Origin of the sequence: Halorhabdus sp. SVX81, from assembly GCF_029207715.1 — an archaeon.
Lineage (GTDB): Archaea > Halobacteriota > Halobacteria > Halobacteriales > Haloarculaceae > Halorhabdus.
This window is the reverse complement of sequence record NZ_CP104322.1, coordinates 2,659,331-2,685,104: the sequence shown is the minus strand read 5'-3', so window position 1 is coordinate 2,685,104 and position 25,774 is coordinate 2,659,331. Positions and strand designations below refer to the sequence as shown.

Here is a 25,774-nt window from a genome sequence, read left to right as displayed (position 1 = left end):
CACCGTCCAGGCCGTGCGGGCCACGGTTAGCCCACCCCCCAGATGACCAGCCTGGCGGCGATCAGCAGGGCGGCCATCCCGAAGACGTCGCCCGCGGTCGTGACCAGCGGGCCGACCAGCGTATCGGGGTTATATCCGCGCCGGAAGCCCGCGAAGACGACCACGACGACGGTCGTCGCCAGCGCGATGCCGGAGAGCAACCCGGAGATGACGGCGACAGTCACGAGGACTGGCAGGCCGGCGGCAGGCCGGGCCAGCCAGGCGAGCGCCGCCGTCGCGACGACCGCCGCGAAGGCGCTGGCGAGCAGGCCGTTTCCGATCGCCGCCGCCACTGCCCGGAGGAGTCGGTCGTCAGCATCGCCCAATCGCGGTTCGAGAAACCCCTGGTGGAGCGCGGTCGCGATCCGCGCCCCAAGCGAGCCATAGACGTTCCCCCGGGTGGCGAGCAACGCCGGAACCAGGACGAGCAATCCGTCGATGGCAGTGAGTTCCGCCCGCATGCCGCCGAGGACGACCCCCGCGAGCAAGCCGCCCACGAGACTCGCAGACAACGCCGGCAGCCCCTCTCTGTAGGCCCTGACGGCGACCTCGCGGACAGTCATTGCCGGACAGACGGTCGGCCACCTCAAAAAACGACCGAGTGGATTGGCGCCACAGTAGCGAGCAACTCTGTGTGTCTCTCACCCACCGTTCTCACTATCTTGGAAAGATTGCGAAATACTATAAACTCGCCGGCCCAATCATGACCTGTGAGATACCAATGACAGGATATGCAGTCGTGCTTGCATCCGGCGAGTTAGAGCGCGTACAGGCGGTCAGCATGATCAGTTCGATCGCAGCGTCCTCTGACATGCCGGTTCAGGTGTTCGTGACGATGAACGGCCTTTCGGCCTTCGAGAAAGACCGCGTCGAGAGCGGCGACTTCCAGGTCGCCGGGCCGGCCGGCGAGGCGATGCTCGAAGGCGGTGGCGACGAGGTCCCGCTGTTCACCGAACAACTCGAGCGCGCCAAGGGGATCGGTCCGCTGGAGGTCTATGCCTGTGAGATGATCATGGATCTCATGGGGACTGATCTCGACGATTACGTCGACATCTTCGACGACACGCTGGGCGTCGCCGGCTTCCTGAATCGTGCGTCCGACAAACAGGTGCTGTTCGTCTGAGGTGACTATCATGAGTGACACACCAACCCCCGACGTCGAGATCGATTCCCGCGGTGCGGCCTGCCCCGGTCCGCTGATGGACTTGATCGGGAAAGTCAAAGAGGTCGAAGCAGGGACGACGATCGAGTTGCTCACGAGCGACGAGGGCTCGAAGAACGACGTACCCGAGTGGCTCGAGGAGGCCGGCCACGAGTTGCTCGAAGTACAAGCGGAAGACGACTACTGGGCCATCTACATCGAGACCACATGACCGAAGACATCGTCGTCGTCGGTGGCGGCACCGGCGGCACCGTCCTGGCGAACCGCCTCGCCGAGAAACTCGGTTCGGCGATCGACGCCGGCGACGCCAGCGTGACCGTGATCAACGACGGCGAGCACCAGCACTACAAACCCGCCTACCTCTACGTCCCCTTCGGGAAGAAGACCGTCGAGGAGGCCAAACGACCGCTTTCGGATCTCCTCGATCGACGCGTCGATCTGCGCGTCGACCGCGTGACGGAGATCGACACCGACGACAAGGCCGTCGCGCTCGAAGGCGGCGAGTCACTCGCCTACGACCACCTGGTGCTCGCTACAGGCGCGAACCTCGATCCCGAGGCAGTCCCGGGTCTCGCGGAAGGCGGGCATCACTTCTACGGCCCCGAGGGTGCCGAGTCCCTGCGGGACGAACTCGCCGAGTTCGAGGAAGGTCACCTCGTGCTGTCGGTCATCGGCGTCCCGCACATGTGTCCGGCGGCCCCCCTGGAGTTCGTCTTCATGGCCGACGACTGGCTCCGCAAGCGCGGGCTCCGGGAGGACGTCGAGATAACCTACACCTATCCCATTCAGCGGGCCCACGGCCTCGAATCCATCGCCGACTGGGCGACGCCCAAACTCGACGAGCGGGACATCACCCTCGAGACGTTCTTCAACGCCGAGGCGGTCGATCCCGACGAAGGAGTCTTAGAGACGATGGAGGGCACCGAACTCGACTACGATCTCCTCGTCGCCATCCCGCCACACACGGCCAGCGATCTCGTGAGTGAGGCGGGCCTGGGCGATACCTGGGTCGAGGTCGACCGCGCGACGCTGGAAGCCGAACACGCCGAGGACGTCTACGCCATCGGTGACGTCGCCGACGTCCCGACGAGCAAGGCCGGTAGTGTCGCCCACTACGAGGCGGGCGTCGTCGCCGACCGCATCGCCAGCCGGGTTCGCGGGGAGACGCCAACCTCGGTCTACGAGGGCAAGACGGTCTGCTTCATCGAGACCGGGATGGACGAGGCCACCTTCGTCGAGTTCGGATACGGTAGCGAGCCGACGATGCGCGAACCCTCGAAACCCGTCCACTGGGCGAAACTGGGGTACAACGAGTCCTACTGGCTGACCGCCAGGGGACTCCTGTGAGGTGGTTCGCATGAGTGATTCCGAATCGGAACCGACGGATGGCGCAACCGAGCGGACGGACGACGCGACCGAGGCTGGCACCGACCAGCCTGCGGATCTCGAATCCCTGGTTGCAGACAATCCCGAAGAAGTCGCCCGGTTGCTCGAACGCCTCGGGCTGGTCAACGACCTGCTGGACGCCGCCGACGTCGCCACGTCGGCGATGGACGACGAGATGGTCCAATCGCTGGCCGGCACGGGCACCAATCTCGCGATGGCCGCCGACGGCATGGCGACCGACGAAACCGTTCAGCTCGGCGAAGCGGTCGGCGAAAATGCCGACGACCTCGCCGAGGGCGTCGAGACGGTCGCACAGCTCCAGCGGACGGGGACGCTCGACGATCTGCTGGAACTGGCCGAGTTGGCCTCGCTCGCAAGCGCAGCCATGGACGACGAGATGGTGATGTCCCTGGCCTCGACCGGTTCCCGGCTCGGAGAGGTCGCCGACACCGCCGCGGACGACGACGTCGCCCGTGGGCTGGAAGACGTGCTGGCTGCACTCGGCGAGGCGAGCAGCGACGACCCCGAGCGAGTCGGCGCGATCGGGCTGGTGAAGGCCGTCCGGGACCCGGACGTCCAGGCCGGACTAGGCGTCGTGATCGCCCTCGCTCGGGCGCTCGGACAGCAGACGCGCGATCGAACCGAGGCCTGACTCGCGCGGTTCGGCCGGCGGGTAACGGCAAAATTTACTGCAACGCCACGAGAGTGGCGGGCATGGAGCCACGATTGACGGTCATCACGCTCGGCGTCGAGAACCTCGACCGGTCGGTCGAATTCTACCGCGACGGACTGGGATTCCCGGTCCTCGAACGGATGGGCGAGTTCGTCGCGTTCGAACTGAACGGCTTTGCGCTCGCGCTGTATCCACGCGACGACCACGCCACGGGAGCGAACCTCGATCCCGCGGAGACCGGCACCGGTGACGTCTCGTTGGCACACAACGTCGAGACGCGCGGGGAAGTCGAGGCACTCATCGACGAAGCGGCGGCGGCCGGGGCGACGATCACGAAGCCGCCAGCCGAGACCGAGTGGGGCGGGTACTCGGCGTATTTCACCGACCCGGATGGTCACCTCTGGGAGGTCGCGACGGGTGCCGAAGTGTTCGAGCGCTTCGTCTGAGAGTGTGACCGATCGCAGCCCGTCACCGGGGCGGGTTTGCTGGTGACGAGATAGATCCTGCGGATTCACCCCTATGATTAATATAACAGGGGTGAACAGTAAGAACAATGGACGGATTCGGGGCCGCCATGGAATCTGATCCGGTCGCGGACCCGCGATTCCGTCCGACGACACCGGGTGTCCAAATGGCGACCACGGACGGCCGGCGACGCGAGATACTGCTCGAAGGGGGTGAACGGATCCATGGAGAATGAAGCCGTCTTCTCGGAGTTACTGGGCGATCGCGTCGGGGAATCGGCGATCTACCTCCTCGTCGTGGTGTTGCTCGGGGTAGTTGCGGGTGAAAACGTTCTCGAGATCAGCTATCCGCCGATCCGCGTGACGGGCGCATACCTCGCAGTGGCGGTCCCCGCAGCGCTGCTCATCGCGTACCGGAACCGCGGCTTGCTCGTCGTCTACGCGGCGATCGTGGTCCCGGTTACCGCCGCCGACACTGGATTCTCCGTGCTCGTGTTTCTCTACAGGCTGAGTGCGCCGATCTACCTGTTCAGTTCGCACTGGATCGGCTTCACCGTGCTGGTCTATGCGGTCGCCCGAAGCCTCGCCCGGCTGCGACGGGATCACCGACCCGCGCCGATCGAAGGGCGACTCCTGCATAGCGACTGGCGCGTGACTGCCCTTGGATGGGTAACCGGCGCAATGATCGGCGTTCTACTCGTCACTCCACCGTTGCGCGTCGTACTCGAAGGGGTGCTGTTCGGGTGGCTTGCAGTGAGTCTGCTGGCCGGGTGGCTCCTTATCCGCTACGGCGGGGGATTGCTATCCGTCGTCGGGCTCTTTTCCTGGTCGCCCGGGCTGGCGGTCGCGGTCGGCGGCGATCCACTCGCCGTGCTCGCACACCTCGGCAGGGCACTGGGCGCAGCTGGGACGGGTGCGCTCGTCGTGGTCGTGATCGTCGTCGCGGTCGATCGAGTGTCGGCGTTCTTCGATGTCCAGTCGGTGGTCGATACGGCCCTTGAAATGACGGTCGACCAGGCGACTGCCGGTGGCACGGACGCCAGCGCCGAGGAGACAATGGCGTCGCTCCGCGAGCAGGCACTCCGGATCGGGGCCGGCGCTGTCCCCTGGCTCGCGCTGGTTCCGGCGGCACTCCTCGGCGAGCCGAAAGGGGCGGGGCCGACGGTGCTCGTCGGGTATGCGACGATCGTCGCGGTCGGGCTGGGTGTCGCAACCGTCGTGACGACGCTGCCGTTCGCGGGATGGGGACGAAGCCTCCTTTCGCGGACGAGTTTGGGACCACTGGACGAGCGAGCGCGACAGCAGTTCGCCGCCGGCGCGCTCCTGGGGCTGTTCATCCTGCTTGTGGTGGCGTTCGGCGGCGGTCCAGCAAATGGAATACCGTGAGTGCAATCGCCGGTCCGACCAGCAGGGCGAACGGGGAGGTAGTAAACGCGACGAGGACGAGCGGCGAGACGAGGACGAGAGCCACCACCGATAGGCGCGCGTCGTCGATAAACCGGGTAACGAGAAAGATCACTGTGAGTACTACCAGCGTCCCGATGAGCAGATCCGGCAGCCAGTAGATCACTGCGAACGGCCAGGGAAGCCAGTAGTTGCTGACGGCCAACGCGCCCACGAGACCGACCGCGGACGTACCGAGTACTTCGAGCCACCGCTCGGGACGGAAAAATGTGACCACTGCGAGCGGGAGGAGCACCCAGATCGCGATGAGGACTGGCGACAGGAAATACAACACACCGAACAGCGCGAACGACCAGCGACAGTCGCCGGCGTCGATCGGTAATTCGGTTGCAGCCCCGGTGTACTGTCCATAGGGTGTGTACCGATAGACCGTTCCGTCCGAGTCGAGCACGTTCCAGCCACCGTCGGGCTGGGTGATCGCCGCCGGGTCGGAAAGCTCGCTACCCATCGACCAGGTCGACCGAACGGACGGATCGCCGTCCGGATCCTCGATACGGGCAACCGTCTTTCCCTGGAGAACCTGGACGTCGCCGTCGATCGCACTCACGCCGTCGGCCGAGACGTGCAGCGTCGCCGTGCGTTCCCAGGTGTCGCTATACCGGTAGAGGATATCGCCCAGGGCAACCCACCATCGTCCCGCATCGTCTCTAGCAATACCTCCCTCTCCGTTCCGTACTCCAGTGGACGACGGCAGATCGATCGAGCGATTTGTCGGCTCCCAATCCGCTCCGAACACGTGGACGCGGTCGGTCGTGAGTACGTACCACTGATCGTCGTCCCCGCGTTCGAGACCGAGTATTGACGGCTCCGAGTGGTTTGCGGGCACGGAGACGGTATGGCTGTCGGCGACTGATCGCCGATCCGGAAGGTGGTAGATCGTCACGTTGGCGTCGTATCGCTCCACGGGAATCCACCACCCGCCCCCGTCGTCGACGTGGATGCCGACAGCAGGCTCGGGAAAACAACTTATGGCTGCGCCCGGACCGACCGCAATGGCCCCACCGAGGACACAGAGGACGGCCACGGCGATGAAGGCACCCCGTTGCACAATGATCGAACAATCAAAGAGCACTCACAAATCAATTTCGGCTGAAACGAGTTGATTTTAGACGATCGCAGCGTCCCGAAATCGGATCGGAGCGGGGGGATCGGGTGCCGGCCGGGCCAGCGATCGATCCCGCGAGCCTTCCCTGGGACGCAAGCTACAAACGCTCGCCACCGATAGGAACGGTCATGACTGACGAGATCGAACACCGTCGACTCATCATCGCCGGCTCGGGCACCGCCGGGCTGACAGCCGCGGTCTACGCCGGGCGGGCGAACAACGACCCGCTCGTGCTGGAAGGCGACGAACCCGGCGGCCAGCTCACCTTGACAACGGACGTTGCGAACTTCCCCGGGTTCCCGGAGGGGATCAACGGCACGGAGCTGATCAACCGCATGAAAGAGCAGGCCAAGCGATTCGGGGCCGACGTCGAGACGGGATTCGTCGAGTCGATCGACGATTCCTCGCGGCCGTTTCGAGTCGAACTCGCCGACGGGACGGTCTACACCTGTGACGCCTTCATCGCCGCCAGCGGCGCGAGCGCGCGCACACTGGGCATCCCCGGCGAGGGCGATCTGATGGGCTATGGCGTCTCGACGTGTGCGACCTGCGACGGCGCGTTCTTCCGCGACGAGGACATGCTCGTCATCGGTGGGGGCGACGCCGCGATGGAGGAGGCCTCCTTCCTGACGAAGTTCGCGGACACGGTCTACATCGCCCACCGTCGCGAGGAGTTCCGCGCCGAGGACTACTGGGTCGACCGAATCATGGAACACGTCGACGCGGGCGACGTCGAGATCATGCGCAACACCGAGGCGACCGAGATCCACGGCTCCCGCGAAGATGGGATCGAAGGCGTCTCGTTGATCCGCCATCCCGATGGCCACCCCAAGGAGAAACTCGACTCCGAACAGGCAGAGGAGGTCGAGCACTTCGAGCACGACGTCGGCGCGGTCTTCCTCGCGATCGGCCACACGCCCAACACCGGCTATCTGGAGGACACCGACGTCGAACTCGACGAGACGGGGTACATCCGGACCGTGGGCGGCCACGGCGGCGGTCAGACGAAAACGGACGTCCCCGGCATCTTCGGGGCAGGCGACGTCGTCGACTACCACTACCAGCAGGCCGTCACAGCCGCCGGGATGGGCAGCCAGGCCGCACTGGACGCCGACGACTACCTGGATGACCTCGAACCGGCCGAGACCGCCGAAACAAGCGTCGCCGAGACCGACGACTGAAGCCGATCCGAGTCGATATTTTCCACGGCTTTCGCCGCGCTCGGTCTCCGCGGCTTTCGCCGCGCTCGTCACCCTGATACGCGTCGCGACCCTACCAGGTGGTATGGAATCTGCGACGTTCGGCGGCGGGTGTTTCTGGTGTACCGAGGCCGCGATGAAGGAACTCGACGGAGTCGCCTCGGTGACATCCGGGTACGCCGGCGGGCACGCCGAGAACCCCAGCTACCGGGCAGTCTGTTCGGGCGACACCGGCCACGCCGAGGTGGTGCAGGTCGAATACGATCCCGACGTGATCGCCTACGACGAGTTGCTGGAGGTGTTCTTCGCCACACACGACCCAACGCAACTCAACCGCCAGGGGCCCGACGTAGGGACGCAGTATCGCTCGATCGTCCTCTATCACGACGAGACCCAGCGCGAGACGGCCGCCGCCTACATCGACGCGCTCGACGCCGAGTACGACGACGAGGTCGTGACGGAACTCACCGAGTTGGAGACGTTCTACCGCGCCGAGGAGAAACACCAGGACTACTTCGAGAAGAACCCGACTGACGCCTACTGTCAGATGCACGCCGCGCCGAAGGTCGAAAAAGTCCGTGAACGCTTCGAACAATTACTGGCCGACTGATGCCTGCCATATTCACAATAGCTTTATTTATCAACCGAACGTTTTCCATAGTATGAGTACAGACGTGGACAATCCCGGCGACGAACGGACGCCGCCGGTGAACATCTCGCTGTTTCTCGGGGAAGATGATGACCGGTGGATCGCACGCGATGAGGACACTGGCGTCACCTCACAGGGACAGACCCGACAGTCCGCGCTCGAAAATCTAGACGAAGCAGTGGCGGGCTATCACGGTGCAGGCGATGCACCGACCGACGGAGAGCTGCGGGATCTCGGTATCAAACCGGAGCAAAACGAACCCGGTTCTCTCGACGATTCTGACGTTTTTGAGTAAGTCGGTGAACATGTCCCGAGGACCGTTCTCCGGTGAAGCAGTGGTGAAAGTGATGGTAAACAGTGGGATCTACGTGTGGGATCGGACAAATGGCGACCACGCCATTCTCCGGTGGGAACCGCCAGAAAACCACGATACGGACGCCCGGACCGTGCCCGTGCCACTGCACGATGAAATCGATACTGGAACCCTTCGGAGTATCGCGGAGCAGGCAGGTGCGAAGGACTTCGAGAAGTTCTGTGAGTGGATCGATCGGAATCGGTAATCGAGCAATTTCTTTGTGTTCGACCGTGGTGAGTATTTCTACCGCATCGAGGAGAAACACCAGGACTACTCCGAGAGGAACCCCTCAGACGCCTACTGTCAGATGCACGCCGCGCCGAAAGTCGAGAAAGTCCGCGAACGGTTCGAGGAACTGGTTGCAGAGGTCTGAGAGCTCTGGTTCCGTACTTACGACCGACCGTGAGGACGAAGTCGTGACCGACGTCAGTCCTGCTTCTGCCCATAAGCACGAGAGATTTTCTCTCGATCGACGGGTGACGTGATAGCGGATGGTATTTGCGAAAATACCTTTTTCGACGATAGCTATATACTCCCGGTAGTTGAACAGTGGCGAACATGGCAAATGCTGGTACCGTCGCGGTAGCCGTGATCGGACTGGTCGTAGGACTGGTCCTGATCAGGTGGGGCTACACGATCGCCAGGTGGCGAGAGATCATCGACGCGATCGGCCGGAAACGCGCCGGACGAGTCGAACCGGCCGACTGGCACGTCGGGCTCGTGAAATCAGTCGGCGTCGTGCTGGTCGTCTACAGCTCCGTGATCGTCATTGGCTTTCTCCTCCAGTGACGCACCCGCACTCAGGGATGGGAGAAATACGCGACTAGCTCGTCGTCCTCGCCGACGTCCATCGGATCACTCGCCTCGGGAACCGCGTCGAGACGCGCAAAGCCGATGCGGACGAACTGGACCATCTCGTCGGCCCCGTGAGTAAGCAGCCCCGGTTCGACGTGGCCGGTGACGTCGCCCTCGGTCGTCCGGAGTCGGGCAGAGACGCCCGTCGCCGCCGGCACCCAGTGGATCACGTCCACGTCACCCTCCCGGACCACGTCGATGTCGTCGTCGGTGTATTCGAACGCTCGCTCGCCCGTCCGGCGGACACAGCCGTATCCTTTCAGCCAGACACGCTCTCCCTCCGGCGGCAGGTCCTCTTCCTCGACCAGGACCGCCCCGCCGACCGGGATCGTCCGCTTGCCGCGCTCCTCGTGGTCGGGGTGGATCGGCGGCTGGCCGCGCTCGGGCCCACCCGAGAGGTCCATCTCGACGCCGTCCCGGACGAAGAAGGCCCGGTCGGCGTCGTCGTCGATGCGTTCGCGGTTGGCCGCGTAGATCGACGACATCGCCAGGTCGACGTTGCTGGTCGAGGTGCCGAGTTCGGTCATCGCGTCGACGATGGCCTCGCCGCGAATGCCCCGTCGCCGGAGGCTGGCGATCGTCGGGGCGCGGGGGTCGTCCCAGCCATCGAGGTCGCCGGCCTCGATGAGTTCCTTGATGGTCGAGGTCGACATGGGAACGTCGTACTCCTCGACCTGGACGTGGCCCCAGTGGATGACCTCGGGGTACTCCCAGTCGAAATAGTCATAGACGAATCCCTGGCGCTTGGCGGAGTCCTGGAGGTCGATCCCGCGGATGATGTGGGTGATGCCCGTGAGATGGTCGTCGATCCCACTCTGGAAGTCGAGCATCGGCCAGCAGCGATAGTCTTCGGCTTCCGGGCGAGGATGCGGGGTGTCGATGAGGCGGAAGGCGACCCAGTCCCGCAGCGCGGGGTTCTTGTGCTCGATGTCGGTCTTCACGCGAAGCACCATCTCGCCGGGATCGTACTCGCCGTCGACCATCGCGTCGAACTCCTCGTGGACGGTCGCGGCGTCCTTCTCGCGGTGCGGGCAGGCCTCGCCGTTGTTTTTCAACTCGGAGAACGTCTCGCCGGGACACGAGCAGGTGTAGGCCCCGCCGAGATCGATGAGGTCCCGCGCGTAGGCGTAGTAGGTCTCCAGTCGGTCGCTGGCTTTCAGGACGCGATTCGGCGTGAACCCGAGGTACTCGATCGCATCGAGGATCTCGTCGTAAGCGTCCAGATCCGGGCGTTTGGTCTCGGGATCGGTGTCGTCGAACCGGCAGACGAAGTAGCCGTCGTAGCGGTCCTTGTACGAGCCCACGACTGCGGCCATCCGGGCGTGGCCGACGTGCCAGGGACCGTTTGGATTCGGCGCGACCCGCATCCGAACCTCGTCGTACGCATCGACGTTGGGCAGGTCCGGCAGTGCCTGCTCGTCTTCGTCCTCCTCGGCGTCGAGTTCTTCGACCCGTTCGGGCGCGAGTTCGGCGAGTCGCTCGCGTTTTTCCTCGGTCGAAAGCCCGTTGACGCGTTCGACGACCGGTGCGAGGACGCCCGGGATCTCGTCGCCATACTCCCGGAATTCGGGGTTCTCGCCCATCAACGGCCCCATGATCGCTCCGACCTGGGCATCGCTGTCGTGTTTGAGCGCGTTGAACAGTGCGTCGGCCTCGGCGGCCGCCTCGACGCGCTCGCGAAGGTCTTCGTTCATTACCTGGCGGTTGCAGGGCGGTCGTCAAAACGTCGTCGGGTTCGATGTTACCCGAGACTCACGCGATGGCGAGGAGGACAGCAGGCCCCCGGTTGACATCGCTGAAATCCCGCCAAGGACGGCGATTGCGGAGTGAGCGGAGCCTTCTCAATCGGTCGTTTTCGCCTCTGGATTCGGATTCTCTTCTGGCCCCAATGTCCGCTCGTCATCCCCCTTGATCTCCTCATAAACGAGTTCTCGGAGCAACTCGGCCATGGTCATGTCCCGTTCCGCAGCGAGGACGCGAAATCGGCTCTTCTCGTCCTCCGTGACACTTGTACTGATTTTTTCAGTTCGCTCCATACCCAATGGAAGGTTGCAGGTGCACAAAAACTCTGGGTCATCGGAGCGTTAGAGAGGTGGTACTTAGACACATCTATTTACTGCATCAGTAGAACAGTAGAACAGGTTTATCATGCACCAGTACATTATCTAATATGTTGAATACGTATGACAGACAGACTCACATTCCAGTGTCAAGATTCGGTTGCCGCCGATGTCGACGAGATCGCCGACAGAACCGGATTACCCGAATCCGAAGTGATCAATCGGCTAGTCAGACTCGGGCTGCAGGATATCGACGATATCGACGACAGCGTGCTGTTCGGGACAATCTCCGGTTCGACGGACGGAGATCCGGCCGACTGACGCCGTCGGCCGAGTGGACCGTTCCAGGCGGCTGTGGTCAACTCGGCGGCGGAGAGAACACGAGGCATCCAAGATGCAATACTCCACGTCCGACCCGAGGAATCGTCCGACGAACAGTCAGCAGTCCCGGCGGGAAAGCGGCGACCGGCCGACCCTGGCGTGGGACAGCAGGGGCGTTTCGTTTCGACGCGTGGCTGGGGGAACAGGCAGTGCGAGCGCGACCGGCACGGCCAGCGGGGACACGCGCCAGGTGGAGCAACCGAGAGACGTGACCGACGGGAGCATGGGGACAGACCGCTTCCGGGGACTGACCGGCCACGGAGCGCTGGGCGTGGACGTCGAACGAACCGGAGGCGAGTCATGAGTGATCTCGCCGAGCGACACCGGCAGATCGCCGACATCCTCGAACCGCTCGAACGGATGGGGATCGACGCCACGGTGGACGAGCGGACCACTGACGACGGCACGCTCCGTCTCACCCTGACGCTCGGACTCCCGCCGGACTTCGACCCGATCAGGCAGAAAGCCACCGATCCCACGGGGACCCTCGAAGCCCGAATCAGGGAGCTCGAGAAGCAGAGTGAACCCAATGAGTCGGATCACGAAACTGATCCCGACCCATCGGAGGACGGATACCCCAGCGTCGCCGGGCAAGAGCTCACGGACGGCGAGCGTGAGACGCTCGACGCACTCCGGACGCTGGGTGGCCCCAGGGCGTCGGGTGACATCGCGGACCAGGTCGACGCCACGATCCAGAGTGTGCGGTCCTGGCTGCCGAAACTCGCCGGGGCCGGCCTCATCGAGACCGTCCCTGACCCCACGGACGGCCGGCGGAAGCTGTACTCGCCGGTCGTCTCCGAGGAGTCGGCCACCGACGAAGAATCGGCGGACGAGGACGACACGATCGACCGATCCGAAGACAATCCGGTCGACCGGTCCGAAGACAATCCGGTCGACCGATCCGAAGACGACACGGTGGAGGAGACCACCGACGTGGCGGGGACGGTGTACGTTGCGACCGGTGGCGGCAGCCCCTCACAGGTGTTTCACGTCCGCCCGGACTGTCCGCAGTTGCGGCGAGCGAAGGACTTCGTCGAGAAGGACCGCTCGGTCGTCCCCCACCATCGCCCGTGCGGGACGTGCGTCTCGACGGATCTCGCGGACGGGCTCGTCGCGATCTCGAACTCACCGACCGGGACCTACCACAAGCGGGCGGACTGCCCCCGACTCGCGTCGGCGACCGACATCACTGTCGTGGATGGGGAGACCGTGCGGGACTTCGATCCCTGTGCCGACTGCGTCTCCGGGGATCGGACGAGCGACCACGACGAAGACGAAAAGGAGCGCGATGAAGATACTGACGAGGACGGGTCCGATGAAGAGAAAGCCGACGCAGACGATGTCTCCATGGCCGCGGAACTCTGCGACCGCAACGACCTCGACCGCGAGGCAGTCATCGAAGCGCTTGACGCGGCGACGGCGATCTATCACGTCCAGCGCGATCTCACACTCCCCCGCGACGAGACCGAGGCCCTGCTCCGGGACCTGGGCGTCTTCGAGACCCTCGACGGCGGCGGACACGTATCGCTCGACCGCGCGAAATCGGTGGTTCACGAACACGTCCCGCCCACGTAGGGTCGGGGAGCCGTATTGCCATTCGAGAACCCTCGATCCGACGACGTTCACGGATTCGCCTGTTCTCTCGGTTGGGTCGTTTATCATCCTGAACACGCTCGTGGAAACATGGCAATCGAACCGTCAGCATCGGAGACCAACGGCAGCGAGGAGTACGGCGTCATCCCTGCCAGGGGCCAGGAGATCCACGTCGATCGTGGGGAAACGTTCGCAAACAAACTGATCGACCTCTCGACCGGTGACAGCATCTGCCTCCGCGTCACCGGATCAAACTCGGTGATCCGAAACGTCGGGTTCGAGGGGTGCTACCGGGGCGGTCGGTTCCTGCTCTGGATCGACGGCGATCCCGGTGACGTCCTCGTCGAGAACGTCTACATGGGCGACGGCGCCAGGCGGGACGGGACGAGCGTCCGCGGCCCCGGCGGGGTCTTTTTGCACCACGGCAACGAGGCGGACGTCCGCTTACACCGGTGTAACGTCCAGGGGTTCCCGAACAACGGGTTTCACTGTTCGAACACCGCCGCCGGGGCGGGCAGCGTGCACTTCGATCGCTGTTTCGGGAAGAACAACGGCGTCGCGACGTTTCGCTGTGGCGGTGGCGAGGACCTGATCGAGCACTGCGTCGCCTACACCGACGGGACGGACTACGGCCACGACGATGACGAGTACCTCGAAACCAACGGCCGGCCGGTCTGGGTCTGGAACGGCGGCACCGTGACGATCAGGGACTCGCATTTCGCCGACGGCCCCTACCCCAACGCCGTCGTCGCCGGCGCGAACGACGCCCCCGGTCGGATCAGCTTCGAGAGCGGCGGCTACCGGGGCCCCATCCAGCGGACGTGCGGGTCCACCGTCGACGTGAGTCCGGCGGTGTCCGACGACGCCGACCTCTCGATCCCCGACGGCGTCCCGACTTCGGCGAAGGCGGCGTCGGGTGGGTTCGGCCGCCCATCGGATCGGCGGCGAGTCGACACCGACGTGGACCTCCCCCACAGCATCGTGTTCGCGGCCGGGGGGTCCGGCGAGCCGAGTGCTTACGCCTTCGAGGCCGACGCAGTCGTCACGGCGGGTCACCACGACGCACGGATCAGCGACGGCTATGGCGGGCACCGGGCCGTCCAGGGTGTCGTCGACGATACCGTCGAGGCGTACTGGTTCCGGGGAAACCTCGAATCGCTCTCCGTCGATGGCGACGCGACTGTCAGCATCCAGTACGACGTCCGCGACGGGGGGAGACACGGGGGGCCGATCCAGTCGTGACGGACAGTACGGCCGTCGGGTCCGCATGGTCCATTCGTTCGCGGGATACAATGGGTCCCACTCCGGATTCAGGCACACGATCGATTCAGACGGAGACTTGGAGGTGACGTAGTATGTGTCCAGAGACCGAGGTCAATACACACGACACGGTCAGAGAACGGGCCGACACAAGTCGGGTCGTGTCGTGGCTGCTGTTGTCCGGGAACCGGCTGGTCATCGCCGGGCTCATAGCGCTCACCTTTTTCATCATATTCACCACCGGTGTCTTCATCATCCGTCCGTCGCTGTACCAGGTGGATGCGGAAGGTGACCTAGCCGAGCGGCTGTTCTCGACGATGATCATCGTTATCGTGACAGGGACGACCATCGTCGTCACGTTCGGACAGCTCATCCTAACGCAGGAGAACGGTCCGCTCGGCGACCAGTTCGAACGGTTGGACGGTGCGATGGAGTTTCGGGAACGCGCCTCGGTGCTGATCGGCGCACCTTGTTCGACGAAACCATCTATCTTTCTCAGCAACATCCTCAGAGCCACCTCGAAGCGGGCCGATCGGATTCACGACATCGAGGACACTGGCAACAAACAACTTGAGACGGACCTTCAGGACCTTTCGGAAGGAATTTTCGAGAACGCAGAGAACGTCAGGGCGCAACTGGAACCCGCCGAGTTCGGGACGTTCGACGTGGTATCAGCCGCGCTGGACTTCGATTACAGCTGGAAGGTGTTTCAGGTCGAGCGCATCATCCACGAACACAGTGATGACCTCACGAGCGAGCAGATCGAGTCTCTCGAAGAGCTAAAAGACGCACTAATGTTGTACGGACCGGCGCGGGAGTACGTCAAGACGCTGTACTTCCAGTGGTCGCTGATCGTGCTCTCGCAGGTCATTCTCACGACAGCGGTGCCGGCGTTGATCATCGCAGGCACGATGCTTGTCTCCCTCGACGGGAAGACGTTCCCCTCCGAGACGATGGGCGTCGAGCACGTCATTCCCGTGACTGGTGCTGCCTTCTCGCTGTCGCTGCTCCCGTTCATGATCTTTATCTCCTACATCTTCCGCATCTTCACGGTCGCAAAGCGCACGCTCGCGATCGATCCGCTGATCCCGCGCCAGTCCTGAGAACGCTGGACGCGTTCGTTCGGGGGGACAGCCGACGCCTCATTCCCCCGGCAGACTCCCGATGATCGAGTCGGTGAGAGCGGCTTCGAGGTCCGTATCCCGGTATCCTGCGGCGAGGTTGACGTCGACGGCCCAGTACTGGCCAGCCTCGCCTTTGACGAAGTCGACGCCGATACCCCGGAGGTCGAACCGCTCGAGGAGGTTCCGAAGCGCGGCGGTGATGGTCGGTTCACGCTGTACTCGGCCAAGGAATCGTTTCCGACCGTACAGCTTCGAGGTGACGCGTCGCCCCTCGACGTGCGTTCGGTCCCCATCGTTGACAGCGTAATACTTGTAATCGACCGGCTCCGTCGGGATCAGTTCCTGATAGAAGTCCCCCGCACCGTTGAGTTCGGGGTCGCTGCCCCAGACATAGGCCCCCTTCGCGACGTACTCGCCCGTGGGCTTCTCGAAACTGATGTCGGGTGTGTGCAGACCCATCTTCGACGCTGCTCGAAGCCCGACCAGCCGTGAACTGAGAACGATCGTCGCCTGGAGATTGTTCCACAGCGGCGTCGCGCTTCGTCGAGCACACCAAAGGGCCGGCAGGGCGACCGGGAGTGTCTTCTTGTTGACGATCAACGAGAGGTCGGCAGCCTGGCGTGGACTGAGTCCGGATTGTGGATGGAAGAACCTGACCCGGTGGCCCGCGTTGCGGAGACGTCCGGCGACCTCCGTGAACACTGGCTTGTTTCGCTTACACAGGAGACCAATATTGCTGGTCCCGGTCGCGCCCGACATATAATTTGTCTATCAGGTGCGGACGTCAATAAACCGCGTTCTCCTCGAAGACCGTTATCGTGCACTTCGATTACCAGTCGTCGCTATACCGTCACCGATCGAAGTGCACGTCGTTGAGCGAAGCCATCAAAGCGAACACGGGCGCCAACGACGACACCGAAGACGGCGGGCTCTCGGCGCGACCGGCAGGGCCTCGAAGGACCGATCAGGGCACGCGATCTGCCGGACTATCGACCGACGGCGAGCGCTGGCGCTCCTTGTTGTGGGATTCGTCTGTGGGTTCGTTCTGGGCAGGCTTCGGTGAGCGGTCGGAATCCACCGAACGATAGCGCACTAACATGCTAAGACGTGTTTCCTGATGCGAAAGTCGGAAGACAATCCGGCGGCAGCATAAATGGTGAACTAGGGCGGCCACAATTCAGTCCCGCCACGAGCCGGCGTGCCGAGTATGGATACGGCGTACAATAAAAAGGGAACGCTCTTGGGAAGCAGGTTGTTGGTATCACTGCCGACCCTCGTCCTGTGCCCGTTCGACCCCATATTCAGTCGGTGGCAACCGCGATTTGACCCAGTTTCGTCTAGTTCTTAATACCCGACGAATCGCAAGAGGAAAATCTACCAACAATGTACTACACAAGAGCGTCGAAGAATGTGATCACACGAAATCAACCCCAGGAGAGTCCTTCTGAAACAGCGCCGCTGCCGTTCGCGAACTCTTTGACGTATCCGATCTCCACCCGGACACCTGTCGGCGTCTCTTTGTCATGAATATCAAACTCGGGATGAGGGGTGGCTACTGATGAAAATTGGGCAATATTCCGGAATGTACGATGACGCGCGCTCTGGGCGCAGCGCCCAAAAACCGATTAATAACGTATGTGTATATTATCAAGGTTAATAAAAGGCAGTCAAACGAGTGGATCTAGTATGTACTTTTCACCCCCCATTTCAAGACGGGAATACCTCGGACAACAAGTTAATTAGTAAGTTGTGTGTACGGTTTTACTGTGATGCCAGGATACATCCACCCTAAGATTGAGGAGTTCCGCGATTCTCCCGAGCCTGGGGAACTGCAACAGGTGGTGGTGGTGTATGAAGAGAGGGTGGATGAATCTCAGATTTCGGAAATCATCGACGCAGCAGACGGTGACGTTGTGAAACACCTGCCCGACAATTCGCTAGTTGCGACTATCCCTGAAACCGGGATGGGAACAGTATGTGAATACTCGGGTTTGGTGTCCATCTCGCCTGATGAAGGTATGCAAGTACTCACATAATGAGTACAGTGCCACAGTGGGCAGATTCTATTAGCGAACTACAGAGTGTAGCAATCCGTGCACATGGTCACTGCGTCAACCATCCACACACTGGACACTCTGGTGAGGGCGTTAAAATCGGCATCATCGATTCAGCTCGAAGCCTGACAGATAGTTTCGAGAATGAATACACTATCAACAGAAGATACTCTGCACTCAATAATGAGGAGAGAGCAGAAGACTGGACCGATGATCATGGGGTAAGAGTATTCAGTATATTATCAGCATATTCAGGTGGTGCACAGTTCTATTTATATCAAGCTGTTAACGAAAATCGGCAGGTCCCGATAGAGGCGTATACTGATGCGATTGATGAAGCGATTAGCGACGATATAGATCTGCTTAATGTTTCCGCAGGAGAAGCGTGGAGAGGACCGATCGACGCGAACGCATACGTGAGACAAACTAAAAGAGCGATTCGGAATGATATTACAGTGGTAGCTGCTGCCGGAAATCAGAAGGAAAGGTCAGATGATCTACCTATTCATTGCCCGAGCGCTCATGAAGATGTTATCTCAGTAGGGGGACTGGTGGCTGAATGTCCTGCAGATCCCAAGCCAGCTAAGGATACGGATCCAAAAACTGGGCCCTATTATATTTTCCCTGACGAAGATGAGGAGTATCTTGGAACAACAGACCGACCATTTTGCGGTTATCAAGAGTGTGTTAATGGCGATGACTGCATTGAACACCGGACTGAGAAAGTATGGGAACATAACCCGATTCCCACGGATGGTAAACCCGATGTGTTAGCACCAGTGTTGTATCCAATTGGAGAGATAAGTGAGAGATGTAAGATCAATACGGGGACCAGTTATGCAGCACCTGTCGTTTCTGGGGCGTTAGGTTCGATTTTTGGAGAATTGCGTGCAAACGGTCATTCGCTCCCTGCTCCGTCAATAGCCCGGGAAATAGTTGCGAAGGCCACTACTCCGATAGACACGGATAGTCCGGCAGGGAAATTGAACGCACTAGATCTCCGGAACAGATTGTTTGAGCTGCCGGTACAGACTTAGCTCCCCGCTCTCCGGTAGAACATTCCCGTCGAACAGAGCCACATTCAGGGAATATCACGTATATTCTGCTCGTCGAACTTCCAATGGCGCTTGGACTACCAGTCGTCACTATGCGTCCGCCGATCGAACGTCACGTCGATGATTGGAGAACAGCCTCGTCGAAGGACAGGGCGTGACCACGGCGAGGAATCGATCGGCCAGAGACCTCCGCAGGGAACTGCCCCGGGGCGGACTCCAGCCGTCACGAACGCGGGTGACTGACGTGGATATCCCCGAGGAATTCGCGTCGTTGAGCGAAGCCATCGAAACGGGCACGAGTGCCGAGACGGTCTACAGCACGCCCATCGAGCGCGGCGACCGGGCGGTCGTTCCGATCATACGGGTCGATTTCGGACTCAGCAGGAGCGATATCGGTGACGGTGGCGGGACAGACGACAGCAATCACGGCCTGGGTTGTGGGCTTTGTAGCCGGCTGTTCGGACTCTGTTGGACAGTCAGCACATGCCGAGCCTCGATCGTGAGCAAATCATAGCGAGACCGCGGGTAGACGGCTGATCTAGGATTCGGCTACCGTTCTTGTTTATGATCATTGTATCCTATCTTCAATATGGGAAATGCCCATGCAAGACAGCCAATTCAAATCCGACTACCCCAACATAGCAGCGCTGCTGCCGCGGAACTTCATAGCCGCTGCGGATACCGAAAACAAGCTTCGGCTAGCTGTACTAGGGGACCGCACTGAGTACCTCGACGTCCTCGAGACGCTCGCCAGGAAAACTCCGTCACAGGAAATGCGGAAAGATCCACATAGATTGACCAGTAAAACCGGATTTCAGTCGTTTGTTTCCGAGATGAAAGCATATCTCGCGGTGAAACACTGGGTATTCGCACCGAATCCTGCCGATGTCCAAGGCACCCACGGTGAGCCGGATTACGAGTCCAGAATCGGCGATCTCGATGTCGAGGTCCTCACCAGAACTTCGTGGGACCAGGTGGACAACGTGAGTGTGGCGTTACAGGAGAAGCTGAACGGGACGCCGTACACCGCCCATGTCATGCTGAAAGACAATTTCATCAAAAATCCTGGCACGGAACGGGGGATTGCGCACAATGAACAACTGGTCAGTGATATCGTCGCCGAGAGTCACAATCTTGATACGTCAAACCTACCGTCTTCGATCAGTAACGACGGGCTTCGAATCGAGTTTGAGGATACAGGCGGTGATAGCCCGGTCGTTCGGTGGGAGGATGCTGAGCGAATCCCGTTGGATCCGATGGGGAGTATCGTAGACCAGATTGAAACTGATGCAACAAAGCAGCGTGGAGGGCGTCCGATTCTTCTGGTCTATGATGCGGATGTCTCGTTCCTTGAACCGAAGGATATGCGGCAGTTACTGCATGGAACGAGGACGGGCGGCCAGGATCGGGAGGTTTCCGAGAGGGTGTATCAGCATCGAAACGTGTGGGGCGACTATCTACGGGACAGTGGGTATATCCCCGAAGCAGGAAAGACGACGTATTTGACGCAGGTTGAGACTGGTGATCCGAACTACGAGGGTGACCAATGTATCTGTCGTGGCGATGAGGGGCTTTTCGCAGATCGGACGTTCGATCGGATTGCGGGCGTCCTGTTTATCGATGAGTCGGATTCCGGTCATTACTTCCCGAACTTCTACTCACAGAAGATGGACTTCCAGCAGTTGCACCGTGACGTTTCCAGGAATCTGAAATCACGGTCGAGCAAGTTCGAAGACTTACTCTGACGGCCCACCTTCGTCGGTTTCACCCACCGGTATTGCTGAACGCACAATCGGGATCTACCGATTCGGGTATTCTTGCACGAGACCAGCCAGAGAGATGCTGCTGATCCTGTTCGCGCTCAGAATAGATGTTGTCACGTCCAGGCGTCCATAAACCGCGTTCTCGTCGAAGAACGGCATCGTGCGCTTGGACTACCAGCCGTCACTATGCGTCCGCCGATCGAACGTCACGTCGATGATTGGAGCACAGCCTCGTCGAGAGGCGGGGCGTGACCACGGCGAGGAATCGATCAGCCAGAGACCACCGCAGGGAATTGCCCCGGGGCGGACGCCAACCGTCACGAACGTGGGTGACTGACGTGGATTTCCCCGAAGAGTTTGTGTCCTTGAGTGAGGCCATCGAAGCGGGTACGACCGCCGAGACGGTCTACGGTACGCCCATCGAGTGCGGCAATCGGACAGTCGTGCCGATGACGCGCGTCGAGTACGGCCTCGGTGGGGGTGGCGGGGGCGGTGGCGGCGGTGCGGACGGCGTCGGCGGCGGTGGCGGCACCAGCGGCGACGACGATGACACCGAAGGCGGCGGACTCGGTGGCGGGCTCTCCGCACGACCGGCGGGTGCCCTCGAAGTGACCGACCGCGGAGCGCGGTTCGTCCGCCCCGTCGACCGACGGCGATCGCTGGTTCTCCTCGCCGTGGGGTTCGTCTGTGGCCTCGTCCTGCGTCGGCTCCGCTGAGCATTCGACTCCGTCGAACGGGCGCGTTCGGACATTCGAGAACGTGGTTTATGGGAGTATGGCCCCGACGATAATTCGGCGGCAGCCTGAGAGACCGACCAGGGCGGCCGAATACAGTCCCGCCACGAGCCGGCGTGCCGAGTATGGATACGGCGCACGAGAAAGAACCGAGAACGTGCTCCCTGGACAGCTATCCGGGTTCGACTCCCGGCGTCGGCTTTCTGGAACGGACGAACATTCCATCAGTGTCGTCCCTGCAGATACGCTGGCCGATTGATTTTCCTCTGACAGACACGCGCGGCTCTGTTGAAATTCGATTGGTCAGACACCATCTACAGTGAAACAGCCGGTAAGTATGATTGGGTGTTGCGTGTTGGGGCCACAAGCATACGCCGAGCGAAGCGAGGCGTTTCACCGCCGGAGCCGTCGAAGACGGCGGAGGCGGCCGTTTTCACCACCGGGAGCGCAAGCGCTCCCGAGCCCACACTCACTCCGTTCGCGTGGACCATGTTTTTGCGCCGAGTGGTTCGCGCGAAGCGCGAACCCAAGGCGGAAAAAGATGGGGGCTTAGAGTTCACTCCGCTTGATGAGGACGTAGATGAACAGGCCACCCAGTACGACGCTGGCGTAGGCCTCCATGCTGACCAGGACGAGTCCGAGGTTGCCCTCGGCGACGACGTTCCCGTACCCGATCGTCAGAAACGTGATGTAGCTGAAGTGCAGGTTTGCGGCGAACGTCTCGATGCCGCCCATTGAGATGAAATCGGTGATCGAGTGGACCTGGCCGGCCCCGGTCCGGAACGGGGGGCCGCCGAACGTGTACAGCAACGCTGGGACGACGGGGAAGAAGATGAACATCGCGGCGATCCGGTACAGTCGCATCCCGTGGCCACAGGTGAGTCCCAGAAACAGGTTCTCGGCCACGCGCTGGCCGTTGCGGATCCGGGTCCGGAACGGTTCCGCGGGATCGCGGGCGATGTCCTTGTAGTTCCGGCGGGCGAACTGCTGGCGCTTGAACCGGAACTTCCCGGAGGCTTCGACGTTCCCCGCCGTCGAGGCGCTTGTCTTGGCCCGCTGGTAGGTCTTCTCGACGTTCAGTGACGTCATCTCGACGGCGTACTCGTAGGCGAGGCCGTCGTCGTCGAAGTCGTGGAGTCGCCAGTCCGATCGGGTGAGAAAGTGGGCGTGGGCGGTGAAGTCGAAGTTCTCGAAGGTGGTGTCACAGAAGCGGACATACTGGAAAAGATCCCGGTGGGCACCACTCTCGACGCTGAAGCCGACACTGCCGAGCGTCGCGATGGTGAGGTCATATCGGATTCCCACACCGTCCGGCTGGACGATCTCCCCGTCCGCGAGGACGGCGTCGGTGAAGTTGACGACGGTATCGCCCCCGTTTTCGCTCACCTTCAGGTCGAGGTGCTTCGTGAACTTGGCCTCGGTGAAGCACGCCGCGTGCTCGAAGTGGACCTCCCAGAAGCTCGCGGAGGTACACCAGGCGTGATGGAAGTTCGCGTTACCCGAAAAGCGGACCTCGTCGAAGGTCACGCTGGCGCTGTCGTAATTGTTCGAGCCCTCGAACTCGACGCCGGGGAAGTTCGCGGGCCCCTCGAAGGTCGCCCCCTCGAAGGTGACTTCGTCGTCGAAGGTGGCCGCGTCGAAGACGGCCTCACCGGCGAAAGTCGTGGCCTGGAAACTCGCCCGTTCCTGAAACAGGACGTCATGGAAGCGAGCGTCGCCGTCGAACGTCGCGTCTTCGAAGGTCACCGCGCCGATCTCCCCCGATGCGAAGCTGACTGCCCGCGCGAAGTGAACGCCGGAGAAGTCGGCGTCGCGGTGCAGGACCGTCCCGCCACCCTCGAACGTGACGCCCCGGAAGTTCGTCTCGCCGTCGAAGGTGGCCGCCGCGAAGGACGCGTCGTCCTCGAAGGTCGACCCGTCGAAGGTGGCTGCCGATTCGAAGGTGGCCCGGTCGAACCTGACGGGCGCGGTCGTCGTCGCTTCCTCGAAGTGTACTGCGTCCGAAAACCGCGTCGCTTCGAAACTGGCAGCCTCGAATCGGCTGTAATCGAACCGGACGACGTCCTCGAACGTGGCACCCTCGAAGGAGGTGTAGTCGTCGACGTCGATCCCCCGGCCGCGGAACGCCGATCCGAGGAACGTCGCGCGCTCGCGGAACGTCGCGTCGTCGAAGGTGGCGGGATCGCCGAAGGTGGCCTGGTCGAATCGCACGGGACCCTCGAAGGTCGCGCCGTCGAAGGCCACGTGGCCGCTGAAGCTCGCGCGGTCACAGTCGACGTCCCCCTCGAAGGTCGTTCGCTTGCAGAAAAATCCGTCATGGAAAGTGCCGCCGTCGAGTTCGAGCGTCCCGAGTTTCGCGTCGCGGAGATCGACAGCCTCCTCGAACCGGGCGTAACTCGCCACGAAGTCGCCGTGAATACATGCGTGGCGAAGATCGAGCAGGTGTTGATCGTCGTGGTCGAAGTCGAGATGATCGAAGTCCAGGCTCGGCAGCGTCGCACCGACGAAGGCCCGCCGCTCGGGGTCGCCGCTCCCGAGTGCCGCCTCGAAATGCTCGCGAACCGCCTCGTCAGCGATGTCGAGTTCTGCTCGCTCGGCGGCCGTGTGGTGAAACACGCACCGCTTCTGGTCAGCGAGTGCGTCGTGTGGACAGTGCCAGGGGCCCGCCAGCGCGGCCGTCGACGTGTCCTTGAGGACGAACGCACATGTGCTGTCGTTGGATGAGGGGGTCACTCGTTCACCGTCCGTCGTGGATTGGGACCCACGATGCCCGAAGCCGGGGTGGCCCGCGTGGGGGAACAGTCACTCATCTGTGAGCGCCTCGAGTTCCACGTCGATCGACGCACGTTCCGCTTCAGTCTCCTCGTAGGCCGCCTCTTGCGCTGAGCGTTCCTCGACCCGTGTTTCGAGCTCTGCCTGGAGGTCCTCGACGAGTTCGAACGCGTCGAGACAGGTCGCTCCCGCGTCCGTTTTGGCCCCCAATCTGTCGATGTCGGCCTCGAGACCGGCACGCTCGATCTCGAGGGTCGCCACCGTGGCGTCCGCCCGCGTGCGTTCCGCTTTCGCCTCGGCGCGTTCCGAACGTGCCTCCCGGTGATCGGCCCGAAGGTCCGCGAGGTTGGCCTCGCGATCCTCGACGCGGCCCGCCGCCGACGCGACGGTCTCGGATTTGAGCGAGCGGAGGCTGATCGCCGTGCCCCGGAGCTCCTCCAGTTCCTCGATGCCGGCGAGCAACTCCTCGCGTTCCCGCCTTGCCGTCTCGAGCCGGTGTTCGATCTGGCCCAGTTCCTCCTCGATCGCCTCCAACTCGCTGGCCGTGCGATCGGACCCGACGGTCTGGTTGCACGTGGGACAGCTCCCCCCACCGTCGATCGACTGGAGTTCGTCGCGCTCGGTCGCCAGGGTGGACTGCCGCGTCGTGAGGTCCACGACGCGTTCCTCGATACGCTCGACCGACGCCCGCATCTCACTCCTGCGTTCCGGGAGCCGGTCGTCGATGACTGCGCCGAGGGTCTCCGGGGAGAGTGCGATGTCGAATGTCTCGAATCGTGCCGCGAGCACGGCCAGGTCGTCCGTAAACCGGGACCGGGTGTCGTCGAGGTCCTCGCGGGCGTCCGCGACCGTCGTCTCGGCCTCGTCGATCCGATCGCCGATGCGATCGAGGGCCGCCGAGATCTCCTCGATATCGGCACGAGCGTCCGTCGCCCGCTTGGCCTCGGCTTGCAGCCGGTCGTCTGTCAGCTCCACCTCGTCGGATCGCACGTCCTGCAACTCCCCGATCGAATCGAGGTACGAGGCAACGACGCCACGGGTGTCGGCGGTCACTGTCTCCGGGAGTCGATCGGCCGGGAGGAACGCGTCCGTCGCCGTATCGCGTGCCTCGGTCGCCGCCGCGATGGCGTCGTCCATCGCGTCCGTGCTGACCTCCATTCCGTCGAGGACAGCGCCCAGTGCCGACAGCTCGGCGTCGAGCTCCTCGCGTTTTCTGCGTAATCTCGTTCGTTCGTCCGTCATTCGTGTGAGTCCGTCATGTCATTGGTTGTCGTCTCTCGTTCCGTCGACCGTCGCCCGGCCGCGCACTGTACACCCGGCACTGTCTGTCGTCCCGATCGCCGTCGAACGCATCGAAGTACGGCAGTTTCGACGGTATTCCGTGCAGTCGGGATGGCCGCCAGGGGATCGTTCCCACGGGGTGTCGCTCCGGACCTCGAGTTCGATTGCCCCCTTCAGCCAGTACGATGTCGCCACGTCGACACGCGACGCGAACTGGCCTCCCCCGAGGTGGGAGCCCCGCGCTGAACGATCCTGCTTGGCCACGGGAGCACACTACGCCCGAACGCTCATGAACGAGCGTCGTCGCCGAACGGGTGGAGACCCGCGATTCGAGGGTTCGGGGGCT

The 25,774-nt window shown here is 62.3% G+C and carries 28 protein-coding genes and 1 pseudogene; 22 read left to right on the top strand and 7 right to left on the bottom strand.

The features are described from left to right. Positions 1-26 precede the first annotated feature (26 nt). Complete coding sequence (locus SVXhr_RS13510; RefSeq protein WP_275737903.1) at positions 27-602, bottom strand: magnesium transporter; 576 nt, start codon at positions 600-602, stop codon at positions 27-29. Positions 603-760: 158 nt separating this feature from the next. On the opposite strand from SVXhr_RS13510, the gene SVXhr_RS13505 reads away from it, so the two are divergent. From SVXhr_RS13505 to SVXhr_RS13480, 6 genes are all read left to right on the top strand, one after another. Next, a complete protein-coding gene (locus SVXhr_RS13505; RefSeq protein WP_275737901.1) occupies positions 761-1,162 on the top strand; it encodes a DsrE/DsrF/DrsH-like family protein in 402 nt (133 codons plus the stop codon). A gap of 10 nt (positions 1,163-1,172) precedes the next feature. Beyond that, a complete protein-coding gene (locus SVXhr_RS13500) occupies positions 1,173-1,412 on the top strand; it encodes a sulfurtransferase TusA family protein (protein ID WP_275737899.1) in 240 nt (79 codons plus the stop codon). Then, on the top strand, positions 1,409-2,548 hold the full coding sequence (locus tag SVXhr_RS13495; protein WP_275737897.1) for an FAD/NAD(P)-binding oxidoreductase: 1,140 nt from the start codon (positions 1,409-1,411) through the stop codon (positions 2,546-2,548). The genes SVXhr_RS13500 and SVXhr_RS13495 overlap by 4 nt, the downstream gene beginning before the upstream one ends. Positions 2,549-2,558: 10 nt before the next feature. Beyond that, positions 2,559-3,239, top strand: coding sequence for a DUF1641 domain-containing protein (locus SVXhr_RS13490; protein WP_275737895.1), 681 nt, complete (start codon positions 2,559-2,561; stop codon positions 3,237-3,239). A 62-nt stretch (positions 3,240-3,301) separates the two neighbouring features. Continuing rightward, positions 3,302-3,706: a VOC family protein gene (locus tag SVXhr_RS13485; protein ID WP_275737893.1), complete on the top strand. Its 405-nt coding sequence runs from the start codon at positions 3,302-3,304 to the stop codon at positions 3,704-3,706. 243 nt (positions 3,707-3,949) lie between these two features. Further along, complete coding sequence (locus SVXhr_RS13480) at positions 3,950-5,110, top strand: hypothetical protein (RefSeq protein WP_275737891.1); 1,161 nt, start codon at positions 3,950-3,952, stop codon at positions 5,108-5,110. Here SVXhr_RS13480 and SVXhr_RS13475 read toward each other — a convergent pair. Continuing rightward, positions 5,058-6,236 carry an Ig-like domain-containing protein gene (locus tag SVXhr_RS13475; protein WP_275737889.1) on the bottom strand — a complete coding sequence of 393 codons (1,179 nt, stop codon included), beginning with the start codon at positions 6,234-6,236 and terminating at the stop codon, positions 5,058-5,060. The genes SVXhr_RS13480 and SVXhr_RS13475 overlap by 53 nt on opposite strands. Before the next feature lie 185 nt (positions 6,237-6,421). On the opposite strand from SVXhr_RS13475, the gene SVXhr_RS13470 reads away from it, so the two are divergent. The 6 genes and pseudogenes from SVXhr_RS13470 (at position 6,422) to SVXhr_RS13445 (ending at position 9,285) form a co-directional block, all read left to right on the top strand. Further along, positions 6,422-7,474: an FAD-dependent oxidoreductase gene (locus SVXhr_RS13470; RefSeq protein ID WP_275737888.1), complete on the top strand. Its 1,053-nt coding sequence runs from the start codon at positions 6,422-6,424 to the stop codon at positions 7,472-7,474. A gap of 103 nt (positions 7,475-7,577) precedes the next feature. Next, positions 7,578-8,102 (top strand): peptide-methionine (S)-S-oxide reductase MsrA, encoded by a 525-nt coding sequence (msrA, locus tag SVXhr_RS13465; RefSeq protein ID WP_275737886.1) that lies wholly within the window; start codon positions 7,578-7,580, stop codon positions 8,100-8,102. Positions 8,103-8,154: 52 nt separating this feature from the next. Next, entirely contained in the window at positions 8,155-8,436 is a 282-nt protein-coding gene (locus tag SVXhr_RS13460) for a type II toxin-antitoxin system HicB family antitoxin (protein ID WP_275737884.1), read from the top strand. 10 nt (positions 8,437-8,446) lie between these two features. Then, the gene (locus tag SVXhr_RS13455; RefSeq protein ID WP_275737882.1) at positions 8,447-8,701 is read left to right on the top strand and encodes a type II toxin-antitoxin system HicA family toxin; all 255 of its coding nucleotides are present in this window, start codon (positions 8,447-8,449) and stop codon (positions 8,699-8,701) included. A 30-nt stretch (positions 8,702-8,731) separates the two neighbouring features. Further along, positions 8,732-8,869: pseudogene (locus tag SVXhr_RS13450) on the top strand (peptide-methionine (S)-S-oxide reductase); the annotation flags it as partial. Positions 8,870-9,054: 185 nt separating this feature from the next. Then, entirely contained in the window at positions 9,055-9,285 is a 231-nt protein-coding gene (locus SVXhr_RS13445) for a hypothetical protein (protein ID WP_275737880.1), read from the top strand. 11 nt (positions 9,286-9,296) lie between these two features. On the opposite strand, the gene SVXhr_RS13440 is transcribed toward SVXhr_RS13445, so the two are convergent. Both SVXhr_RS13440 and SVXhr_RS13435 read right to left on the bottom strand, forming a co-directional pair. Beyond that, positions 9,297-11,045, bottom strand: coding sequence for a glutamate--tRNA ligase (locus tag SVXhr_RS13440; protein WP_275737878.1), 1,749 nt, complete (start codon positions 11,043-11,045; stop codon positions 9,297-9,299). Positions 11,046-11,192: 147 nt separating this feature from the next. Continuing rightward, on the bottom strand, positions 11,193-11,387 hold the full coding sequence (locus SVXhr_RS13435; RefSeq protein WP_015789808.1) for a hypothetical protein: 195 nt from the start codon (positions 11,385-11,387) through the stop codon (positions 11,193-11,195). Between the two features lie 147 nt (positions 11,388-11,534). On the opposite strand from SVXhr_RS13435, the gene SVXhr_RS13430 reads away from it, so the two are divergent. The 5 genes from SVXhr_RS13430 (at position 11,535) to SVXhr_RS13410 (ending at position 15,748) form a co-directional block, all read left to right on the top strand. After that, entirely contained in the window at positions 11,535-11,732 is a 198-nt protein-coding gene (locus tag SVXhr_RS13430) for a ribbon-helix-helix domain-containing protein (RefSeq protein WP_275737875.1), read from the top strand. Positions 11,733-11,922: 190 nt separating this feature from the next. Further along, positions 11,923-12,096 carry a hypothetical protein gene (locus SVXhr_RS13425; RefSeq protein ID WP_275737873.1) on the top strand — a complete coding sequence of 58 codons (174 nt, stop codon included), beginning with the start codon at positions 11,923-11,925 and terminating at the stop codon, positions 12,094-12,096. Then, positions 12,093-13,367, top strand: a complete 1,275-nt coding sequence (locus SVXhr_RS13420; RefSeq protein WP_275737871.1) for a MarR family winged helix-turn-helix transcriptional regulator — start codon at positions 12,093-12,095, stop codon at positions 13,365-13,367. The genes SVXhr_RS13425 and SVXhr_RS13420 overlap by 4 nt, the downstream gene beginning before the upstream one ends. 108 nt (positions 13,368-13,475) lie before the next feature. Then, on the top strand, positions 13,476-14,627 hold the full coding sequence (locus tag SVXhr_RS13415) for a hypothetical protein (protein WP_275737869.1): 1,152 nt from the start codon (positions 13,476-13,478) through the stop codon (positions 14,625-14,627). Positions 14,628-14,740: 113 nt separating this feature from the next. Beyond that, on the top strand, positions 14,741-15,748 hold the full coding sequence (locus SVXhr_RS13410; protein ID WP_275737867.1) for a hypothetical protein: 1,008 nt from the start codon (positions 14,741-14,743) through the stop codon (positions 15,746-15,748). Positions 15,749-15,787: 39 nt separating this feature from the next. Here the strand turns inward: SVXhr_RS13410 and SVXhr_RS13405 are convergent, their stop codons facing one another. Further along, positions 15,788-16,528, bottom strand: a complete 741-nt coding sequence (locus SVXhr_RS13405) for a hypothetical protein (RefSeq protein WP_275737865.1) — start codon at positions 16,526-16,528, stop codon at positions 15,788-15,790. A 1,010-nt stretch (positions 16,529-17,538) separates the two neighbouring features. Between SVXhr_RS13405 and SVXhr_RS13400 the strand changes: the two genes are divergently transcribed. The 5 genes from SVXhr_RS13400 to SVXhr_RS13380 all read left to right on the top strand — a co-directional run bounded on the left by SVXhr_RS13400 (position 17,539) and on the right by SVXhr_RS13380 (position 21,357). Then, entirely contained in the window at positions 17,539-17,805 is a 267-nt protein-coding gene (locus SVXhr_RS13400) for a hypothetical protein (RefSeq protein ID WP_275737864.1), read from the top strand. Beyond that, the gene (locus tag SVXhr_RS13395; protein WP_275737863.1) at positions 17,805-18,860 is read left to right on the top strand and encodes a S8 family serine peptidase; all 1,056 of its coding nucleotides are present in this window, start codon (positions 17,805-17,807) and stop codon (positions 18,858-18,860) included. The genes SVXhr_RS13400 and SVXhr_RS13395 overlap by 1 nt, the downstream gene beginning before the upstream one ends. 253 nt (positions 18,861-19,113) lie before the next feature. Continuing rightward, the gene (locus tag SVXhr_RS13390) at positions 19,114-19,392 is read left to right on the top strand and encodes a hypothetical protein (protein WP_275737861.1); all 279 of its coding nucleotides are present in this window, start codon (positions 19,114-19,116) and stop codon (positions 19,390-19,392) included. 88 nt (positions 19,393-19,480) lie between these two features. Beyond that, positions 19,481-20,623: a hypothetical protein gene (locus SVXhr_RS13385; protein ID WP_275737859.1), complete on the top strand. Its 1,143-nt coding sequence runs from the start codon at positions 19,481-19,483 to the stop codon at positions 20,621-20,623. Between the two features lie 377 nt (positions 20,624-21,000). Further along, positions 21,001-21,357 carry a hypothetical protein gene (locus SVXhr_RS13380; protein WP_275740952.1) on the top strand — a complete coding sequence of 119 codons (357 nt, stop codon included), beginning with the start codon at positions 21,001-21,003 and terminating at the stop codon, positions 21,355-21,357. 567 nt (positions 21,358-21,924) lie between these two features. Here the strand turns inward: SVXhr_RS13380 and SVXhr_RS13375 are convergent. Then, positions 21,925-24,108 (bottom strand): pentapeptide repeat-containing protein, encoded by a 2,184-nt coding sequence (locus tag SVXhr_RS13375; protein ID WP_275737856.1) that lies wholly within the window; start codon positions 24,106-24,108, stop codon positions 21,925-21,927. 69 nt (positions 24,109-24,177) lie between these two features. Then, on the bottom strand, positions 24,178-25,389 hold the full coding sequence (locus SVXhr_RS13370) for a hypothetical protein (protein ID WP_275737854.1): 1,212 nt from the start codon (positions 25,387-25,389) through the stop codon (positions 24,178-24,180). Positions 25,390-25,774: the final 385 nt, after the last annotated feature.

Excerpts from the sequence above, each read along its gene's own strand:
- SVXhr_RS13510 (WP_275737903.1), bottom strand. The coding sequence starts at position 602 with ATGACTGTCCGCGAGGTCGCCGTCAGGGCCTACAGAGAGGGGCTGCCG.
- SVXhr_RS13505 (WP_275737901.1), top strand. The coding sequence starts at position 761 with ATGACAGGATATGCAGTCGTGCTTGCATCCGGCGAGTTAGAGCGCGTA.
- SVXhr_RS13500 (WP_275737899.1), top strand. The coding sequence starts at position 1,173 with ATGAGTGACACACCAACCCCCGACGTCGAGATCGATTCCCGCGGTGCG.
- SVXhr_RS13495 (WP_275737897.1), top strand. The coding sequence starts at position 1,409 with ATGACCGAAGACATCGTCGTCGTCGGTGGCGGCACCGGCGGCACCGTC.
- SVXhr_RS13490 (WP_275737895.1), top strand. The coding sequence starts at position 2,559 with ATGAGTGATTCCGAATCGGAACCGACGGATGGCGCAACCGAGCGGACG.
- SVXhr_RS13485 (WP_275737893.1), top strand. The coding sequence starts at position 3,302 with ATGGAGCCACGATTGACGGTCATCACGCTCGGCGTCGAGAACCTCGAC.
- SVXhr_RS13480 (WP_275737891.1), top strand. The coding sequence starts at position 3,950 with ATGGAGAATGAAGCCGTCTTCTCGGAGTTACTGGGCGATCGCGTCGGG.
- SVXhr_RS13470 (WP_275737888.1), top strand. The coding sequence starts at position 6,422 with ATGACTGACGAGATCGAACACCGTCGACTCATCATCGCCGGCTCGGGC.
- msrA (WP_275737886.1), top strand. The coding sequence starts at position 7,578 with ATGGAATCTGCGACGTTCGGCGGCGGGTGTTTCTGGTGTACCGAGGCC.
- SVXhr_RS13460 (WP_275737884.1), top strand. The coding sequence starts at position 8,155 with ATGAGTACAGACGTGGACAATCCCGGCGACGAACGGACGCCGCCGGTG.
- SVXhr_RS13455 (WP_275737882.1), top strand. The coding sequence starts at position 8,447 with ATGTCCCGAGGACCGTTCTCCGGTGAAGCAGTGGTGAAAGTGATGGTA.
- SVXhr_RS13445 (WP_275737880.1), top strand. The coding sequence starts at position 9,055 with ATGGCAAATGCTGGTACCGTCGCGGTAGCCGTGATCGGACTGGTCGTA.
- SVXhr_RS13440 (WP_275737878.1), bottom strand. The coding sequence starts at position 11,045 with ATGAACGAAGACCTTCGCGAGCGCGTCGAGGCGGCCGCCGAGGCCGAC.
- SVXhr_RS13435 (WP_015789808.1), bottom strand. The coding sequence starts at position 11,387 with ATGGAGCGAACTGAAAAAATCAGTACAAGTGTCACGGAGGACGAGAAG.
- SVXhr_RS13430 (WP_275737875.1), top strand. The coding sequence starts at position 11,535 with ATGACAGACAGACTCACATTCCAGTGTCAAGATTCGGTTGCCGCCGAT.
- SVXhr_RS13420 (WP_275737871.1), top strand. The coding sequence starts at position 12,093 with ATGAGTGATCTCGCCGAGCGACACCGGCAGATCGCCGACATCCTCGAA.
- SVXhr_RS13415 (WP_275737869.1), top strand. The coding sequence starts at position 13,476 with ATGGCAATCGAACCGTCAGCATCGGAGACCAACGGCAGCGAGGAGTAC.
- SVXhr_RS13410 (WP_275737867.1), top strand. The coding sequence starts at position 14,741 with ATGTGTCCAGAGACCGAGGTCAATACACACGACACGGTCAGAGAACGG.
- SVXhr_RS13405 (WP_275737865.1), bottom strand. The coding sequence starts at position 16,528 with ATGTCGGGCGCGACCGGGACCAGCAATATTGGTCTCCTGTGTAAGCGA.
- SVXhr_RS13400 (WP_275737864.1), top strand. The coding sequence starts at position 17,539 with ATGCCAGGATACATCCACCCTAAGATTGAGGAGTTCCGCGATTCTCCC.
- SVXhr_RS13395 (WP_275737863.1), top strand. The coding sequence starts at position 17,805 with ATGAGTACAGTGCCACAGTGGGCAGATTCTATTAGCGAACTACAGAGT.
- SVXhr_RS13385 (WP_275737859.1), top strand. The coding sequence starts at position 19,481 with ATGCAAGACAGCCAATTCAAATCCGACTACCCCAACATAGCAGCGCTG.
- SVXhr_RS13370 (WP_275737854.1), bottom strand. The coding sequence starts at position 25,389 with ATGACGGACGAACGAACGAGATTACGCAGAAAACGCGAGGAGCTCGAC.